Here is a 16,208-nt window from a genome sequence, read left to right on the forward strand (position 1 = left end):
CAGCCTAGAGGTCCAGGGTTGGCTTGCCGACTCTAGGGCTACTGAAAGCTCCCGCCTTTAGGCGGGGGTAGTTTACCTTCGTCTTCAGCTCCCCGGCTTGAACAGGCCAATGGCCGTGACCTGGTTGGATCCCACCTCAAAGGCAAAGGCCAGGCCCAGAGCATCGTAGTTGACGTAGTAGCGGTCGTCGCGCAGATACTCTCGGCTCCCCTTGGGATAGGGCACCACCTCGTTGTAGCCGTTCTCGCCGGGCCCACCGTAAACGGCGATCACTTCTGAGTAGGTGGAACCAATGCGGATCCCTTCGCCGGTCATGGCTTCCGGGTGGGTGGTGTAGATGCGGTTGGCGAAAAAGCTATCCACAATGCCCGGATGACGGTAGGTGAAGAGGATGTAGTCTTGTAGGTAAAAGATCTTCAAGTCGCTGTTGGGCTGAAACACATTGGCTCCAGAGGCCGCTGGGATCTGATCGACATTGCCCAGCAGGTGGGTATCCACGTTGCGGGTATCCATGCCCAGCTCAAAGCGACCGACTCGACCCTCTTGCACCAGCACTGTAGGCCGTGGGGGCAGGGCAGGTCGCCGGGGGGGCAAGGCCAGCGCTTGCAGGCCGGCATTCAGCCAAGCATTGTCATCTCCTTCCACGGTCTGCAAGGGCACCAGACCCCGCTCCAAAGAGCGACCATCCCCTGTTTTCCAGGTGGCCACGGCCAGTTCCACCGCCGCGCCGGAGGGAAGGGCAAAGAAGCGGGTTTGTCGTTCGCTGCCCTGGGTGGGCTGCCCCAAAATGAGGGTGCTGCCGCTGGCTCCCAACTGGGCAGCCAGGAGGGTGGCCCCCTGGCGGGTGTTGCCATCCACCAGAACGGCCAACGGGATCCCGGCGGCAATGGGCAGATTTTCGCTGTTCCAGAGGGTGGGCTGCCCGAATCGGTCTTCGGTAATCAGCAGCGGCTGGACGGAGCGGGGCAAAAACAGGCGCGCCACATCGGCCACCACTTGGGGGTCGTAGCCCACAGCTCCGCGCAGGTCGAGGACAATGCCCTGGCTGTAGTCTTGGGTGTAGAGGGTTTGGCGGATCTGCTGAGCCGTGGCTGGGGTGAGATCCGGCACTGCCAAATAAACCTGGCGCGGGCCAATCCCGCGGGCTTGTACGGGAGGACGGGGACGGTTGAGCAAGTCCTTGAAAGCTTGCGGATCCCAGAAACGATCGGCGGGATCCCCATACTCCCGCAGGATCTCTTGAATGAACTCGTACTCCACCTCAATGGGGGGGCGGGGATCCCCGTAGCTTCGGGCCAACAGGCGGGTGTAGAGGTCGTTGTAACTGACTGCGGCAGCTTGGTTGCCTGCACCCAAGGACTCGTTGATGAACAATCCCACCAGATGGCGGAGATCCAGCCCGACCGGCTCACGGGGAGGCGAAGGGGCTGCCGGGATCCCTGGATCGGGAAACGAACCTTGGGGATCCGAGGGCATGATGGGCACAGGAGGCAAGGCCGATTGGCCCACAGCGCTGCCGGGCGAGATCCCGGCGATCAGGGTGAGGATCCCCCAAGCCCCAATTGCGCGCGCAAATCCTTTCATGGTAGCCTGCCCTCTTGCAGATGTTGCGAATAGGATAAACCCTAAACGCTCCCCTCTGCCACTGTAGGCAGTGTTAGGTATCCGCTTTTTGCATTTTAGAACACTAGGGGTGACTGTCGCGCCCCCCTTCTTTGGAATGTTCCCAGCCGGGATCCGGAAAACCGCCCCACCACAGCCTACTCTTACTTGCCTTTTTTGCCCTTTTTGCTTGGCTTAGGCTTTTCTGCTGCTGGGGTCTCTGCAGTGGTTTCTTCTGCCTTCTCCTCAACCGGGATCGTTGCCTTTGGTTCTGAATCTGCCGCAGAATCTGAGAGGGTTTCCGCAGGGGATACTTCTACAGCCTCTTCTGGGGCCGGTTCGGCTTCCACGACTGCGGCTTCTCCATCCGTTTCCGCCCCCGTAGCCGTCTCTGATGAGGATTCAATTGCCTCAGGGATCCCAGATACCTCTGCTTCTGGCTCATCGGCCTCAAACTCGGCCTCTGGCACTGCAACCTTCTCCTCCGAGCCTGCCAAAGAAGTGGGCGCCTGGGTTGGATTCCCCTCGCTATCGACCCAGTTGACCGTGGTCTGAGACTTCAGCCAAGCCATCACCTTGTTGGTCAGCAAGCTTTCATAGACGGCTTGGCGTACTCGTTCCCGATCCAGCTTTTGGCCTTGCTGGGCATAGGCCGCCATCACCTCTTCCACCTCCACGTCCAACTCCGTGGAACCTACGGCAATTTGCTCTTGCCGAACGATGGCGCTCAGGGCCAAGGTGCGCCGCAGCCGGTCGATGGCTTCGGGTCGGTGGCGCTCTTTCAACTGGTTAAGGGTTTCGGGAGGCAACTCGGACAAGAACTTACGGAGCTCCCCCGGCTTGATGCCTTCCTGCCGCAGGGCCTGGAGACTCTGGGCCAGCAGTTGTGTCGTTTCTTGTTCGATGAGGGTTTCCGGCAAATCCACCTCAGTAGTCTCCAAGATGGCGTTGAGGATGGCGGTTTCCAGGTTCTCCTCAGATTGTCTCAGGGCATCCTGTTCGAGGCGCTTTTGCAGGTGTTCCCGCAACTCGGCTACCGTTTGGAAGCTGCTGATCTCTTGCACAAAGGCATCGTCCAATTCGGGCAGCTCTTTGGCCTTGATTTCCCTCAGGCAGACAGTGAAGGTAACCGTTTTCCCGGCCAACTCTTTTCTGAAGTAGTCGTCGGGGAAGGTGGCTGCGATCTCCTTGGTTTCGTCGAGCTGCATGCCCACGATGCCCGCCACAAAACCGGGGATGAAGTTGTCTTCCTTGAGTTCCAACTGGAAGTCCTGGGTGGTCATCTCGTCGAGGGGATTGCCTTCTGCATCGCGGGCTGCAAAATCGATCACCACCACATCCCCCAACTGAGCAGGCCGATCTTCTACCGGCAAGAGGGTGGCCCGCTGATCCCGCCATCGGTCGATGAGCTGGTCAATTTGTTCAGGCTTGACGTCAACGCGGGTTGCCGTGACGGTCAGCCCTTTGTATTGGCCAACGCGGGCTTCGGGGTACACCTCAACATATCCTGAGAAGCTGAAGTCTGCTTCGGGGTTGAACTGAGCCAAGAGCTGACCCACCTCATCATCCAGCTCGAACCGGCTAATGGGAGTGAGCCGAGCTTCCTTGAAAGCCTGTTGAATGGCCTCGCTGATCAGGTCATCCACAGCACTGGCCATGATGCGCTCGCGGCCCACCTGCCGCACAACGAGGTTGCGGGGGGCCTTGCCCTTGCGGAATCCCGGAATTTGGATATTCTGCTCCAGTTGACGCAAGGTTTTTTCGTAGGAGCGCTTCACCCGGTCGGCTTCTACCACGATTTTGAGACCGACCCGGCTGCCAGGGCGTTTTTCTTGGATAACCTGCATAGGAAGTATGAGATAGGGAGAGGGGCAAGTAGAGGTTCAATTCTACCTCAACGGCCTGTGGGTCAACCTGGGGATTTTAGGCAGGGGATCCCTCGGTGGCCACTTCTTTCACATCCTGGATGTCCTCTTGGGGTTCGGCACGCTTGCTGGGAGGCAGTTGCTTCACTTTGGCTTCCAGCTCCACCACCATTTCCTTGAGTTCGGTGATGGTGACCTCCTTCTCCTGCAGTTGCCGATTTTTTTCCCGGGCTTCGATGCTGAACTGTACGCGCATCCAGAGGCTATACAGCCAGGCGAGGGCGGCCCCAATCCCAGCAGCAGCCAGAAGTTCCATCACCAGAGGGCTTTCAACGCTGACGCCGGGGGCAAAAGTAACCGTGACCGGGGTGGCGTTTTGCATGGCAAAGAGGGCAATGGCCAGGAGGGCTGAAAACAAGATCAGGTAGTTGAACAGTCGCATCGTTTTTCTCCTCGAAGGGATCCACTACGGCTTGCCAGCACCAGAATACCCATAAACTCGGGCCGGTTTTTGAGAAAAATTCCCTCAGAAAAACCAGCCATAGCTGTGTAAGCCTTTGCCCAGAAAGTTGACCCCCAGGTAACATACCCAAACCACTCCAAAACCCAAGCTGGCCAAGAGGGCGGGGCGTCTGCCTTGCCAGCCTTTGGTGATGCGGGCGTGCAAATAGGCGGCAAAGACCAACCAGGTAATTAAAGCCCAGGTTTCTTTCGGATCCCAGCTCCAGTAGGTACCCCAGGCTTCGTTGGCCCAAACGGCGCCGGCAATAATGCCGATGGTGAGCAGGGGAAAGCCCAGCCCGATGAGCCGGTAGCTGGTGTTGTCCAAGATTTCTGCCAGGCTCAGCCGTTGCCAGGGGATCCCTTCGGGGGCCGGTTGGGGGGGGAGTTCAGCGGACGAGGGGGCAGGACGGGGGGAGCGGAGGCCGGCGTAGGCCAGTTCTGAAGCCGGGGAAGGCAGGGTGGCTTCCGCCCATTCGGGATGGGTTTGGGGTTGGGGAGGGCGAAATTGCAGGCCGAGGGAGTTGCCCTTGAGATGCACTTCCTGACCGCGAGTGACGATGAGAAAGCTGATGGAGAGAAGGGATCCCACCAGCAGCGCCGCGTAGGCCAGCAACATCACAGTCACGTGCATCATCAGCCAGTTGGATTGCAAAGCCGGGACAAGGGGCTGGGCTACCTGCATATCTTCCGGCAGCACCAAGGCAGCAAAGGCTACGATCCCGGTTACAACTGGGGCAGTCATGACCCCCACCCAGCGGCTGCGGCTCCAGTGGAGGGCCAGCAGGTGCAAAGCGGTGATCCCCCAGGCCAGGAAAAACAAAGACTCGTACAGATTACTCAAGGGGAAGTAGCCTGCATCGATCCAGCGGGCCGTCAACAGGGCGGCCATCGTCAAGTTTGCCCCGATCATCCCCGCTAGGCCCAATTCGGCCAAAAGCTGCACCTGGGGAAAAGCTGCCCCACCCCAGTAGAACAGCATGGCCCCCAGAGAAATGGCAAACGCCACGTTGTTGAGCAGAGCTTGCCACTGGGCCAGATCCATGCCCGCAAGAGCTGTTATCGCCAACAGAGCCATACACGACCTCAAAAGTGTCTCCGACCCGGCTTGAGCCAGGCCAGTTGATCCCATTCTAGGGCGGGGGAAGGGATCTTCCCCAAAGGACACATGCTGGTAATGTGGGGATGGCTTGTCTGCGGCTCGGCAGGATACAAAGAGCATTGGGATGTAAGGCTCATGCAAGAACACGCGGGAAATGCCAGGTTGAGAAGGTGGGGGTTGTTGAGATGGTGGATCTGTCTGTTGACCGCCCTCGTTTTGGCCTCTTGTGGGGGATCCCCGCCTAAACCCCCGCAGGAACAGCTTCCCCAGCTAGAGCGCGTGCCGGTTCCCCCGGAGATTGCCAAGCTGGATGCCCATTTGCAGTATTGTCGCCCGCAAGTTCAGATCCTCAGCCCCAAGCCAGGTGAGGTGTTGCCAGAGCGGCAGGTAACCGTTCGCTTCGCGGTGCAAGGGTATCCGCTTTTCAAAGATCCGCAATTGGGTCTCGGCCCTCATCTGCACGTGGTGCTGGACAACCGTCCCTACATCGCCCATTACGATGCCGATGCTCCCCTCGTTTTCAAGGATTTGGAGCCGGGATCCCATACTCTGCGGGTGTTTGCCGGCAAACCCTGGCACGAGAGCTTCAAAAACTCTGAAGCCTATGCCCAGGTTAGCTTCCACGTGCTAGCTCCCACCCCCGAGTACGTACCACAGCCGCAACTGCCCCTGCTCACCTACAACCGCCCCACAGGCAGCTACGGGGCCGAGCCAATCTTGGTGGATTTCTGGCTGGCCAATGCCCCAGTGCGGGAGAGCCTGTTGAGTGACTTGCCACGGGACTGGCGGATCCGCTACACCCTCAACGGCCAATCTGGCCTGCTGGATCGCTGGGAGTCTTTTTATCTGAAGGGCTTCAGGCCCGGTCGCAATGTGATGGTGCTGGAACTGGTGGACAGCAAAGGGGATCCCATCCGCAATGTGTTCAACAGCGCCGCCCGCGAGATCACCTACACCCCTGGCGGCCAAGATACCCTCTCCAAGCTGGTTCGGGGGGAGCTAAAAGCCGAAGAGGCCCTGGCCATCGTCCAGCCCCAGCCCACCCCTACCCCAACTCCGACACCGGAGCCCACCCCGACTCCAGAACCCACGCCAACGCCAACTCCGACGCCAACGCCAACTCCGACACCCACGCCCACTCCTACTCCGACGCCAACACCCAGCCCGACGCCCACACCCACACCCACTCCGACTCCAACGCCAGAGGCGACGCCCACGCTTGCACCTCGTCGCCAGCCGCGCTTTCAACTGGGCCGCCCCCGTCCGACACCAGAGGGGATCCCGGCTGTTCCAACGCCACCGCCCGTGGTGGCCACTCCTGAACCTGAGCTTACGCCTGAGCCCAGCCCAGAGCCCTCTCCGCAAGCTGTGCCCACTTCAACTCCCCAGCCTGTGGCTACGCCTTTGCCGCGCGTGACCCCCATTCCCTTCCAGGAGCGGCGGGTGCGACAGCAGGGGTTGCGGCTTTTCCCGCCGGGACTCCACAGTCCAACCTTGCCAGGTGAGCGATAGCGGGACAGAATCCTTGGTTGACAGAATGCCCTTCGCACAGCGGGCCGTGGGCCTCACTGTTTCCCCGATGCCGCTCTGCCTGGGTGCGCAGTTGCCAGTTGTCGCGTTCTCACACCGGTCAAGCGCGAGGAGCGTGGAGCGACGGGAAAGAATCCCCCGGCTCTAGCCGTGGGGAGAACGTCGATTCCTGCCCAATGGAAGGGCCGGTCGTGTGGCTAAGCTGATGGGGTTGAGCCAAGCCAGGAGCATTGCCCCCTCAACCTTCTCGCACCGATTGCGGTCGCGGAATGGGATCCTGGTTTTCCGCCTGGGTGGAGCTCTGGATCCCATTCTCTCCACTTTCCAACCTGAGCAAGAGCCGAAATCGGGATCCCTGCCAGGGATCCAGGACATCCCGAATTAGCACCTCCTGAATCCACACCTGCAGGATTGCCGCCAAAGGCACGGCCAGGAACAGGCCCAGCACCCCAAAGAAAAAGGCTGAAGTAACTTGAGCTACTAGGGTTAGGGCGGGCAGGAGCGACACCTGTCGGGACATAACGATGGGGGTGAAGACGCTGCTTTCCAACTGCTGGATCAGGATATACAGCCCCAGCACTGCCAAGGACTTCCAAGGGGCATCCGTGAGGGCTACCAGCATGGGGGCTACCACGCTTAAGGTGGGGCCGATATTGGGGATGAAGTTGAACAATCCCGCCAGCACCGCATTGGCCAAGATCAGGGGCACCCCCAAAATCCACAGCCCGATCCCACTCAGCAGCATCACCAAGGTGCTGGTAAACAGGATCCCCATCAGCCACCCTCGCAGCGCCAGCTCACAGCGCTTGAGGATGTAGCGAATGCGGGGACGGTAAAAGGCCGGGAAAACCGAGACAAAAGCGCGACTGTAGGCTTGGGGATCCGCCAACAACAAAATGGTGAGGATGATTACAAACAATAGGTTGAGCAGGGTGCCAAAAAAGGCAGTGAAGGACTCGGAGAAAAAGTCGCGCACCTGTCGCACCAACTCGGTGGCCTGGGGCACCAAGCTATTGGCCAATTCCCGCAGCGTCGGCAGCTCAATATCCGTCGGCAAAGAGAGAATCAAGCTCTCGAACAGTCGCTGGGCCTGAAGGATCCCAGCGGGCACCCCATCGGTAAACAGCCGCCGCAACTGCTCCGCCAGGGGGGGCACCACGATTAGCCCCACCAAGATCGCGGCCACCAAAACCGTCAAACTGGTGATGACAATTGAGGGGCCACGCCGAAAGCCGTAGCGCTGTGGGATCTGGGCCAAGGTATCCAATGCTACTGCCAACACAATGGCCGCGAACACCAACAGCAGGATCTGCCGGATCTGCCAAAGCAGAACCAGCAGGCCCAACAGCGCCCCTAGCCCCAGCCACTGGGCGAAGGTCACCCGCCAGCTCACCTCCTCTCTCGCCCGGTTGTCGCCTATTCTAGATGGGATCCCGACAAGTCCCATCGCTATTCGAGAACCCTGGATGCGCGATCCTGTCCCTTCAGAAGTGACTTTAGCCGCCCGCAGCAGTGGGATGGAGTTTTTGCTCACGGATGAAGCTCCCCTGCTCTCGGTGGGGGGAGTGTCCCGTTATTTGAAATCGCTGCTGGCCGGGGATCCCTACTTGGTCAGGCTGTGGGTGAGCGGGGAAGTCTCCAGTTGCCAGCGCAACCGCAATGGCCACCTGTTCTTGACCCTAGTCGATCCGGAAACCGGTGACGTTCTCAAGGGGGTGGTCTGGCAGGGCCAAACTTCCAGGCTCAGCTTCTGGCCGGAAGTGGGGCAACAGGTGCTTGCCCTTGGGCAACTTGGCATCTATAGCGGCGGCAGCCATTATCGCCTCGTCATCTGGCAATTGCTGCCTGCCGGGGAAGGGCTGTTGGCGTTGCGATTTCAACAGCTCAAGGCCCGCCTCAGTGCTGAGGGCTTGTTCGATAACCAACGACCTCTGCCTGTTCATCCCCAGTGCATTGCCGTCGTCAGTTCCCCCCACGCTGCCGGCTGGGGAGATATTCGGCGCACCCTCAACCAGCGCTACCCCGGGCTACGGGTGCTGTTCTCCCCAGCTCAAGTGCAAGGGGAGGCGGCCCCGGAATCAATTGTGCGGGCCATTCGCCGGGTGGAACAGGATGGGCGGGCGGAAGTGCTTCTTTTGGCGCGGGGCGGTGGAGCCAGCGAAGATTTGGCCTGTTTTAACGATGAGCGGGTGGTGCGAGCGATTGCCGAATGTCGGATCCCGGTGGTCACCGGGATCGGCCACCAGCGGGATGAAACCCTGGCGGACTACGCTGCCGACTACGCCGCCCATACCCCAACGGCAGCTGCCGAGCGGATCGTGCCGGATCTGGGGGAATTGCAGCGTCAGGGATCCCAGTTGCGCCAGAAGTTGATCGAACGCACTCGCCAAGCTTTGGAAAGGGCCCAGCAGCGTTTGCAGCAGGCCCAACACCACCTGGCTTACGTGCATCCAGAGCGGCTGTTGCAACAGGCTCAGGAGCGCTTGACACAGCACCAACATCGCCTGCTCCAAGCCGTGCGCCATCGCTTCCGGCAACACCAACAGCACCAACAGGCCCTGCAAGATCGCCTCCAAGCTCTCGATCCTGAAGCCGTCCTGAAACGGGGCTATGCCCTGGTGCGAGATGAAGAGGGATCCCTGATCCGCACCCATCGACTGCCCCCCCAAACCCGCCTGATAATACAACTGGCCTCGGGAAGCCTGTGGGTACGAGTAGAGGAGAGCCATGAACCGCCGCAAACGTGAGGAGCCGTGGCGCTATGAAGCGGCCATTGCCGAAGTGGAAACTTTGATTGCCCAGATTGAATCGGGGGAGCTGGATCTGGCCGAGGTGGTGGAGCGCTTTCAACAGGCCGCCCGAACCCTGAAAACCTGCGCGGACTTCCTGGAGCAAAAGCGGCAGCAGGTGGAGATCATCATCGAGCAATTGGGCCAAGAGGAAGAAGACCTGCCCGAATCATAGGGATCCCACCTGATCATTCCCCCTGCACTGCTGTCGCCATTCTGCTTCACTATGGATGGTCGTTGGATGGTTGTCTTTATCCTTGCGCCCCCATGCCCGCAAAGATCCTCGATGGCAAAGCCTTAGCCGCCCGCTTGCAAGCGGAGATGGCCGCCCAAGTGCAAGCTTGGATACCCCAGGTGGGGCGGCCACCGGGATTGGCAGTGCTGCGGGTTGGAGAGGATCCCGCCAGTGCGGCTTATGTGCGCGGCAAAGAGCGGGCCTGTGAGCGGTTGGGCATTGCTTCTTTTGGCCGACATTTTTCCGCCCAAGACTCCCCTGCCCATTTGCTCGACACCATCGACCAACTCAACCAGGATGAGCGGGTAGATGGCATCCTCGTGCAACTGCCCTTGCCCCCCGGCTGGGATCCCATCCCCCCCCTTTTGGCAATCGATCCCGGCAAAGATGTGGATGGACTTCACCCCCTCAACCTGGGCCGGCTGTTGCGCGGCGAACCCGGCTTGCGCAGTTGTACCCCCTTGGGCGTGATGCGCCTGTTGCAAGCAGAAGGGATCCCGATTGCAGGCCGAAAGGCAGTGGTGGTTGGTCGCAGCATCTTGGTGGGCAAGCCCTTGAGCCTGATGTTGCTGGCCGCCGATGCGACGGTCACCCTAGCCCACTCCCGCACCCCCGATCTGGCGGAAGTGACCCGCGCCGCCGACATTGTGGTGATGGCCGTGGGCCGCCCCCGCCTATTGAGGGCAGACATGGTAAAACCCGGCGCGGTGGTCATCGACGTTGGCATCAACCGCATCGAGACCCCTGCCGGATCTGAGCAACTGGTGGGAGATGTGGACTATGAAGCGGTCAAAGAGTTGGCCGCTGCCATCACGCCCGTACCGGGAGGCGTAGGGCCGATGACGGTAACGATGCTGCTGGCCAACACCCTAGAAAGCTACAAACTTCGCAGCCAGTTATAAACCACAAGATGTTCTATTCAGTACAAAAGCATCTAAGGCTGCAAGATCATCGACCAGGAGCCGCTCTCCCCATCCCAAAACGGGGCCAGAGACTCTCCCACCACATTTGGCCCCCAATAGCGGCGGGTTCCATCCAAGGCGAAAGCCACCACAATGTCTCCGGGGCCGATTTGCAGCGGTTCTTCTCCCAAGCTCAGCAGCAATCCTTCGCTGCCCCCTTCTCCAGGGGCAAAGTCCCAGTGGGCCGTTTCCGGATTGATCATCCGTTCGCCGCTGCGCATCAAGATCACCAGCCGAACCGGATGGGGCGTGCGATTGCCGACCCGAAAGGGTCCCGTACGGGCGGAGGTGGGGGCAGCCTGGGGGGATAAGACAGGCTCTGAGGGCAGAACAGGGATAACATTCCCCTCAACAGAATCTTCCAAGGCTTCCAGCATCGGTTTCTCCAGAGTTTGTGCTCTCAATCCCTGCACAAGAACCCCTACCCCAACCAAAGCGACAGACAACACTAGGGATCCCTTGCCCCTCAAGGCCCTGTTCATGGATGGCCCACCAGCGAAAAGAGAGGCGACAGCCCGAGCAATGTAGGCAGAAAATGACCAGATCAAGACGCACATCGAGACCACTGCAAGCCCAAGTGATACGTGTCGATTAGAGGAAAGGCATCAGCCGTTGCCCTACCACCGATAGACCAGGCATGCGCATACAGAGTTCCATCTGAGGGCAACGCCCCCCACCGTGCAGAACAGGATTGTTCAGCTACGTTAACACGTCCATTCCTCTATTCTTTGGGCTTTCGGGGAACGTCAAGGAAAGAAGGGATCCCCCACTCCAGACCAGGCTAAGCAAGTTTGGATCCCTTTTAGGGATTCACAGCCCGACGCTGCCACCCTTGGGAGGTACGTTCGTACACTGTCCGCAATTGGGGATAGATCTGATCCCCCTTAAGCTGCAAGTGATCCACCTCTGTTGGCTCCAGCAGTAATGCCACAAAAGTCTGCGGGGGCAGCGGATCTTTCTCTTTCGGCAACTCTTGAATAAAAGCCTCTGGCGGGGCGAGCGGCCCTTTGGGTTCCGGCCAAAACCAGAGGAGCCGTCCTTTTTCCGATATCTGTTGCCACAACTGCTGCCGCTGGCGCTGAGCTTGGGGATCCGGATGATCCGCGGCGATGGCCTCAAGGGTGCCGGCAATGCGGAATTGTTCGCGGGTTTTGCAGAAATACCAGCAGATCTGAGCCTGGGAGCAGTGGGCAATTTGTCGAATCTTCTCGCTACGACTATCCACCGCCAATTGAATGCGATCGGTATCGCCCAAAAACCCCCGGAAAACCACCGTGCGGTTGCGCGGATGCCCCTGGGGATCCACCGTGGCCAATTGCAAATACCGCACACCGGGATCGCTACGGTTACGGTGCAGTGCCGCCTGAATCAGCGCCCGCCAAGAGGGATCCGCAGTAGAATTGCCCTTCGGGTCTTTCATCCGTTTTTCGCAAGGTGCAAGCAAGCCGGGATTGGGGTTTTCTCTCCCTGACGCGATCAGCTAGGGGGTGGAGAAGTCTCAGATTGGGAGTCTCTGGAGTGCCTTGGTGAGGACTCCGCACCGCCGACGCGACCAGAGCTGGGATCCGGCTCAGTTGGGCTGATGGGATGAAAGTGGTGCTCCAGCCAGCCTTCCGGTGGCCCCTCAAACCGCTCCGGCACCGGCTGCTTCACCTGCAATCCCCGCAACACCGCGTTGAGATAGGCGCTATCCCAGCTAAAGAAGCGGCTTTCGCGGATTTTGTGCCACACCGAACGCGACATCAGCAACGTCCGCTCTACATCCTGGGCTCCCAGCTTCAGCAAGAACTCCTCCCGTTCCGGCTGGTAATCGGTGGAGGCCAAGGCCAGAGATTGCGGCGGATGAGCCTGGGTAAGCTGGGCCATCTTGGCCATGAGTTCGGGGTAGAGCCAAGTGTAGGCGGGGTGAACCGTGAGCTTGGCCACATGAGGTTGCTGCCCGGTGCGATCCAACTTCAAGTTGAAGTAGCCAATGGCGGTTTTGCGTTCGGGCTCATAAACACACACTTCCACCCGTTCCGTCTGGCTGATGGCGCATTTGGCCTGCTCCAAGAGCCAATCCAGTGGGTTGGTGCGAAAATCGTTCACCTCGCGGTCGTACACCTGGCGCACATTGGCGGGCATGGATCCCGTATCCAGTTGGTAGATGGCATAGGCATCCCGGTTGGTCACCGGCACCAGGTTGGGCAATTTGGGCTCGTGCTGGCTGAGAGCTGCCAGAATATCGGCTGGAATCGACCAGTAGGTGATCTGAGCCAAGGGTTGGAAGCCGTTGCGCCGGTAGAGCGCCATTGCCCCTTTGTTGTGGATGTTCACCTCCAGGATCCAGGTGCGAGCTTCCCGAAAGTGCTCCATGCAGTGCTTGAGCAGCCGGGATCCCACCCCCTGTCGCTGGGCAGAGGGCGCCACTGCGATATGATCGACCCGCCAGGTGCTGCGGGAATGGTTGAAGGGAGAAACCTGAATCACCCCCTGAATCTTGCCCTTCAGCTCCGCCACATGCACTGTAAACATGTGCTGGAAGCGATTGGGAAACAGGGTCAGGGTTTTCAGGGGCCCATACCACTGGCGCAACCGCCGCACTTGGCGACGAATATCCACCGAGCGGCTGCTGTACTCTTCATCAAAGGCTTGCGCCAAAATCTCTTCCACAGCCTCCAGATCCCCCAGTTGGGCGGGGCGAATGATCAGGTCAGGGGCACCAATGGGGGCTTCGGCATCCGGGTCGGGTCTTGCTGTGGTGTTGTCCATGCCAATCGCAGGCGGGAGAATATTCAAAGCATAGCTCAGGCTCTCTTGCTTTTTCTAACCGGGAGGATCGTTCTGCAACAAAGCTTGAAAGCCTACAGATCGGCTTTCCCGTTATCGAGAAAGGCTTGGCCGCCAAGAAGGGCGTGAACTCAGCCTCCCGGTAGCTGCCCAACAGTGACGAACGGGAGAGCTGGCCCCCTACCCTGCTGGGGTCAATGCCGGGTCGCTCACGCCCCAGTGTCCAGCAAGGTCAAGTTGCTGAAGGTGAAGCGCTTCTCCACAGGGCCGGTTTCCGTCTCCGTCTGGATACGCCGCTCCGAGAGGATGTAATACTTGCCCACTTTTGTGTACAGATCCTCGAATTGGCTGCGCCCGCCTTTTTGCTCGCCCGTTTGGGGATCGTGATAGACGGAATCGTAGCGGTGGGAAAGATAGCCTTCGCCGGTATCGTGGCTGCTGAAGGTGTGGATGGTAACCACCACTCCGTGGATATGCCGGTGCACCATAGTAACCTGGTTATCGCGCACGTGGTAGCGATCCCCTTCTGCTTTGCCCCCCACCAGGATCTCCACTGTGCCATCGGGCAGGGTTTGGCCATAACGGAAGGTGTTGTTCCCATGGGTCTCGTCGAAGCTGCGGTGCACCCGGTGAATGGCAATCTCCCAAAGTTGGTTGTGAATGGCTTTTCGAGCTTCCTCATCCTCTACGCCGGTAACAGTGGCCTTTAGGTCTGCTCCCACTCGCACCTGCCCAACGAATGTGCGCTCCCCATCCCAATAGGTGACCTCGGCGCTGTAGCCTGGGAAAGCGGGATCCCAGGTGTAGCGGTTTTCATAGGCGGCCCGAAACAACTCTTGGGCAGAGACTTGAGTGGCGATCATCGGCTGTCTCCCATCGTTATTGCAAGTGCTTCTCATGAGTATCATACTGCTTCTTGCCGCTGGGCTAAACCCCATCCGGCTGTGCTGAGGATCCCCGTCTGCTGAAGACGGTCTTTCTCAAAAAGCAGCAGGGATCCCCATTTTGCCGGTAGGCTGAGGCCCATCCCAACCTAACCTCCAACGCGAGGCATCTTTGAGATTTTTATCTCTTCATCTCTAGATGCACGGAGGTCGGTCGGCTTTCCTCAGCGCACTGTGGGATGCTCCCAGGTGTCTTGAGGATGACAAGGCTTCGGCTTTGTCCAGGTCGGCGGGACAGATCCCTTTGGCCGAGTTGCCGGAACTGCTGTCGCAAACCAGGAACTTGGGTAAGATGAGGGCAGCATCGACAGCCCTTCTCTTCCTTCCTCTACCGAGTTTCTGCTTGCGCATTTGGCTGCTTCTCTCTCCAGAGTATTTCCTGGAAAGAGGCCGCCTTTCCTATGTGTATTCTTTGTTAGGTGAGGAGGAAGATTGAGAGACTTCACTGATCGTGCTCCGCACGGCGCAGAGCCGCAGCATGTCGGTAGGATAGAGTCCTTGGGATCTTCGCCAGGCTTGACCGGAATTGCACCCTCACCTGAGATGATGGGGCCAGTGCTGAAAATCATTGGCAAGCAGACCCTGAGTGGCCACATCCCTATTGGCGGGGCAAAAAACTCTGCCTTGGCGCTGATGGCCGGGGCCATCTTGGCTCCTGAGGCCTGTCGAATTCACAACGTGCCGCGTCTGCTGGACATTGAACGCATGGGGCAGATCCTGGCCACGCTGGGAGTTAAGGTTTCCCATGTTGGCAATACCCTGGACCTGGATGCCAGCTCCCTCAAAACCTCTCAAGCCCCTTATGAATTGGTCAGCCAGTTGCGGGCCAGCTTTTTCATCATAGGGCCTCTGTTGGCGCGGCTGGGGGTGGCCAGAGTTCCCTTGCCCGGCGGCTGTGCGATCGGGTCTCGTCCTGTGGATCTGCATGTGCGGGGTCTACAAGCCTTGGGGGCAACGGTCCAAATCGAGCATGGGGTGGTTCATGCCTATGCCCGTAAACTGTTGGGAACCCGTATTTACCTGGACTATCCCAGCGTCGGTGCCACCGAGACCTTGATGATGGCCGCTACGCTGGCGGATGGAGAAACGGTGATCGAGAACGCCGCCCAAGAGCCGGAGGTGGCGGATCTGGCCCGCTTTTGTCAAGCCATGGGGGCCCGCATTCGCGGTATCGGCACCAATACGGTTGTGGTGGTAGGGGTGACCCGCTTGCATGGAACGGAGTACACCGTCATTCCCGACCGCATTGAGGCCAGCACCTATCTCATTGCCGGGGCCATTACCCGCTCTCACCTCACAGTTGGCCCTGTTATTCCCGATCATCTGCGGGCGGTGATCGCCAAGTTGCAAGCCATGGGTCTGCGGGTGGAAGAAGAGGGCCCAAACCGGTTGCGCATTGCCCCAGCCCAACTGAGCTCAGGCTGGCTCTGTCAGGCAACTGATATTCAAACGCTGCCCTATCCCGGTTTCCCCACCGATGTGCAGGCGCCGATCATGGCTTTGGCCGCCTTGAGCGAGGGCAGTTGCACCATTGAGGAGACAGTGTTTGAAAACCGCATGCACCACATTCCCGAGCTCAACCGCATGGGAGCCGATATTCGCCTGAAGAACCGAGTGGCCCTGATCCGAGGGGTGCCGTCCCTTTCCGGCGCTCCGGTGGTGGCTACCGACCTGCGGGCGGGTGCGGCCCTGGTGTTGGCCGGTCTGGCGGCTGAAGGCTGCTCCACGATCCACGGATTGCACTACATCGACCGGGGCTACGAAGCCATTGATGAAAAGCTGCGCAGTGTCGGGGCCAAGGTGTACCGCAGCGAAAGCCCGACAGCGCAATTGGGGAAATGAGCCGTTTCACCGCCGTTTGAAGTTTGAAGAAATCGTTGCATCTCTCCCTGCCTATCGCCTGGCCACA

At 59.5% G+C, this 16,208-nt stretch carries 15 protein-coding genes; 5 read left to right on the forward strand and 10 right to left on the reverse strand.

The window, feature by feature from the left end; genetic code table 11:
• Positions 1 to 84: 84 nt before the first annotated feature.
• From NW816_RS05930 to ccsB, 4 genes are all read right to left on the reverse strand, one after another.
• The gene (locus NW816_RS05930) at positions 85 to 1,584 is read right to left on the reverse strand and encodes a S41 family peptidase (protein ID WP_414408562.1); all 1,500 of its coding nucleotides are present in this window, start codon (positions 1,582 to 1,584) and stop codon (positions 85 to 87) included.
• Between the two features lie 182 nt (positions 1,585 to 1,766).
• The gene (gene tig / locus NW816_RS05935; protein ID WP_414408563.1) at positions 1,767 to 3,449 is read right to left on the reverse strand and encodes a trigger factor; all 1,683 of its coding nucleotides are present in this window, start codon (positions 3,447 to 3,449) and stop codon (positions 1,767 to 1,769) included.
• Positions 3,450 to 3,525: 76 nt separating this feature from the next.
• Positions 3,526 to 3,909: a lipopolysaccharide assembly protein LapA domain-containing protein gene (locus tag NW816_RS05940; RefSeq protein ID WP_414408564.1), complete on the reverse strand. Its 384-nt coding sequence runs from the start codon at positions 3,907 to 3,909 to the stop codon at positions 3,526 to 3,528.
• Between the two features lie 84 nt (positions 3,910 to 3,993).
• On the reverse strand, positions 3,994 to 5,013 hold the full coding sequence (gene ccsB, locus NW816_RS05945) for a c-type cytochrome biogenesis protein CcsB (RefSeq protein WP_414388903.1): 1,020 nt from the start codon (positions 5,011 to 5,013) through the stop codon (positions 3,994 to 3,996).
• A gap of 258 nt (positions 5,014 to 5,271) precedes the next feature.
• Between ccsB and NW816_RS05950 the strand changes: the two genes are divergently transcribed.
• Positions 5,272 to 6,582, forward strand: a complete 1,311-nt coding sequence (locus tag NW816_RS05950) for a hypothetical protein (RefSeq protein WP_414408565.1) — start codon at positions 5,272 to 5,274, stop codon at positions 6,580 to 6,582.
• A gap of 256 nt (positions 6,583 to 6,838) precedes the next feature.
• Here NW816_RS05950 and NW816_RS05955 read toward each other — a convergent pair whose 3' ends face one another.
• Positions 6,839 to 7,993, reverse strand: coding sequence for an AI-2E family transporter (locus NW816_RS05955; protein ID WP_414408566.1), 1,155 nt, complete (start codon positions 7,991 to 7,993; stop codon positions 6,839 to 6,841).
• 73 nt (positions 7,994 to 8,066) lie between these two features.
• On the opposite strand from NW816_RS05955, the gene xseA reads away from it, so the two are divergent.
• The 3 genes from xseA to folD all read left to right on the forward strand — a co-directional run bounded on the left by xseA (position 8,067) and on the right by folD (position 10,526).
• Positions 8,067 to 9,347, forward strand: a complete 1,281-nt coding sequence (gene xseA, locus NW816_RS05960) for an exodeoxyribonuclease VII large subunit (protein ID WP_414408567.1) — start codon at positions 8,067 to 8,069, stop codon at positions 9,345 to 9,347.
• Positions 9,328 to 9,564: an exodeoxyribonuclease VII small subunit gene (xseB, locus tag NW816_RS05965; protein WP_414408568.1), complete on the forward strand. Its 237-nt coding sequence runs from the start codon at positions 9,328 to 9,330 to the stop codon at positions 9,562 to 9,564. The genes xseA and xseB overlap by 20 nt, the downstream gene beginning before the upstream one ends.
• 92 nt (positions 9,565 to 9,656) lie before the next feature.
• Positions 9,657 to 10,526: a bifunctional methylenetetrahydrofolate dehydrogenase/methenyltetrahydrofolate cyclohydrolase FolD gene (folD, locus tag NW816_RS05970; RefSeq protein ID WP_414408569.1), complete on the forward strand. Its 870-nt coding sequence runs from the start codon at positions 9,657 to 9,659 to the stop codon at positions 10,524 to 10,526.
• A gap of 32 nt (positions 10,527 to 10,558) precedes the next feature.
• Here the strand turns inward: folD and NW816_RS05975 are convergent, their stop codons facing one another.
• The 5 genes from NW816_RS05975 to NW816_RS05995 all read right to left on the reverse strand — a co-directional run bounded on the left by NW816_RS05975 (position 10,559) and on the right by NW816_RS05995 (position 14,382).
• Positions 10,559 to 11,068, reverse strand: coding sequence for a hypothetical protein (locus NW816_RS05975; protein WP_414408570.1), 510 nt, complete (start codon positions 11,066 to 11,068; stop codon positions 10,559 to 10,561).
• Between the two features lie 320 nt (positions 11,069 to 11,388).
• A complete protein-coding gene (locus NW816_RS05980; protein WP_414381697.1) occupies positions 11,389 to 12,006 on the reverse strand; it encodes an Npun_F5749 family FMN-dependent PPOX-type flavoprotein in 618 nt (205 codons plus the stop codon).
• A 56-nt stretch (positions 12,007 to 12,062) separates the two neighbouring features.
• On the reverse strand, positions 12,063 to 13,337 hold the full coding sequence (locus NW816_RS05985; RefSeq protein ID WP_414408571.1) for a GNAT family N-acetyltransferase: 1,275 nt from the start codon (positions 13,335 to 13,337) through the stop codon (positions 12,063 to 12,065).
• Between the two features lie 227 nt (positions 13,338 to 13,564).
• Positions 13,565 to 14,218, reverse strand: coding sequence for a DUF3386 domain-containing protein (locus NW816_RS05990; RefSeq protein ID WP_414408572.1), 654 nt, complete (start codon positions 14,216 to 14,218; stop codon positions 13,565 to 13,567).
• A 41-nt stretch (positions 14,219 to 14,259) separates the two neighbouring features.
• Entirely contained in the window at positions 14,260 to 14,382 is a 123-nt protein-coding gene (locus tag NW816_RS05995) for a hypothetical protein (protein ID WP_414357486.1), read from the reverse strand.
• Positions 14,383 to 14,842: 460 nt separating this feature from the next.
• Here NW816_RS05995 and murA point away from each other — a divergent pair, with 460 nt between their 5' ends.
• The gene (murA, locus tag NW816_RS06000) at positions 14,843 to 16,141 is read left to right on the forward strand and encodes a UDP-N-acetylglucosamine 1-carboxyvinyltransferase (protein ID WP_414408624.1); all 1,299 of its coding nucleotides are present in this window, start codon (positions 14,843 to 14,845) and stop codon (positions 16,139 to 16,141) included.
• Positions 16,142 to 16,208: the final 67 nt, after the last annotated feature.

The sequence above is a fragment of the Synechococcus sp. W55.1 genome (assembly GCF_047461655.1).
Classification (GTDB): domain Bacteria; phylum Cyanobacteriota; class Cyanobacteriia; order Thermostichales; family Thermostichaceae; genus Thermostichus.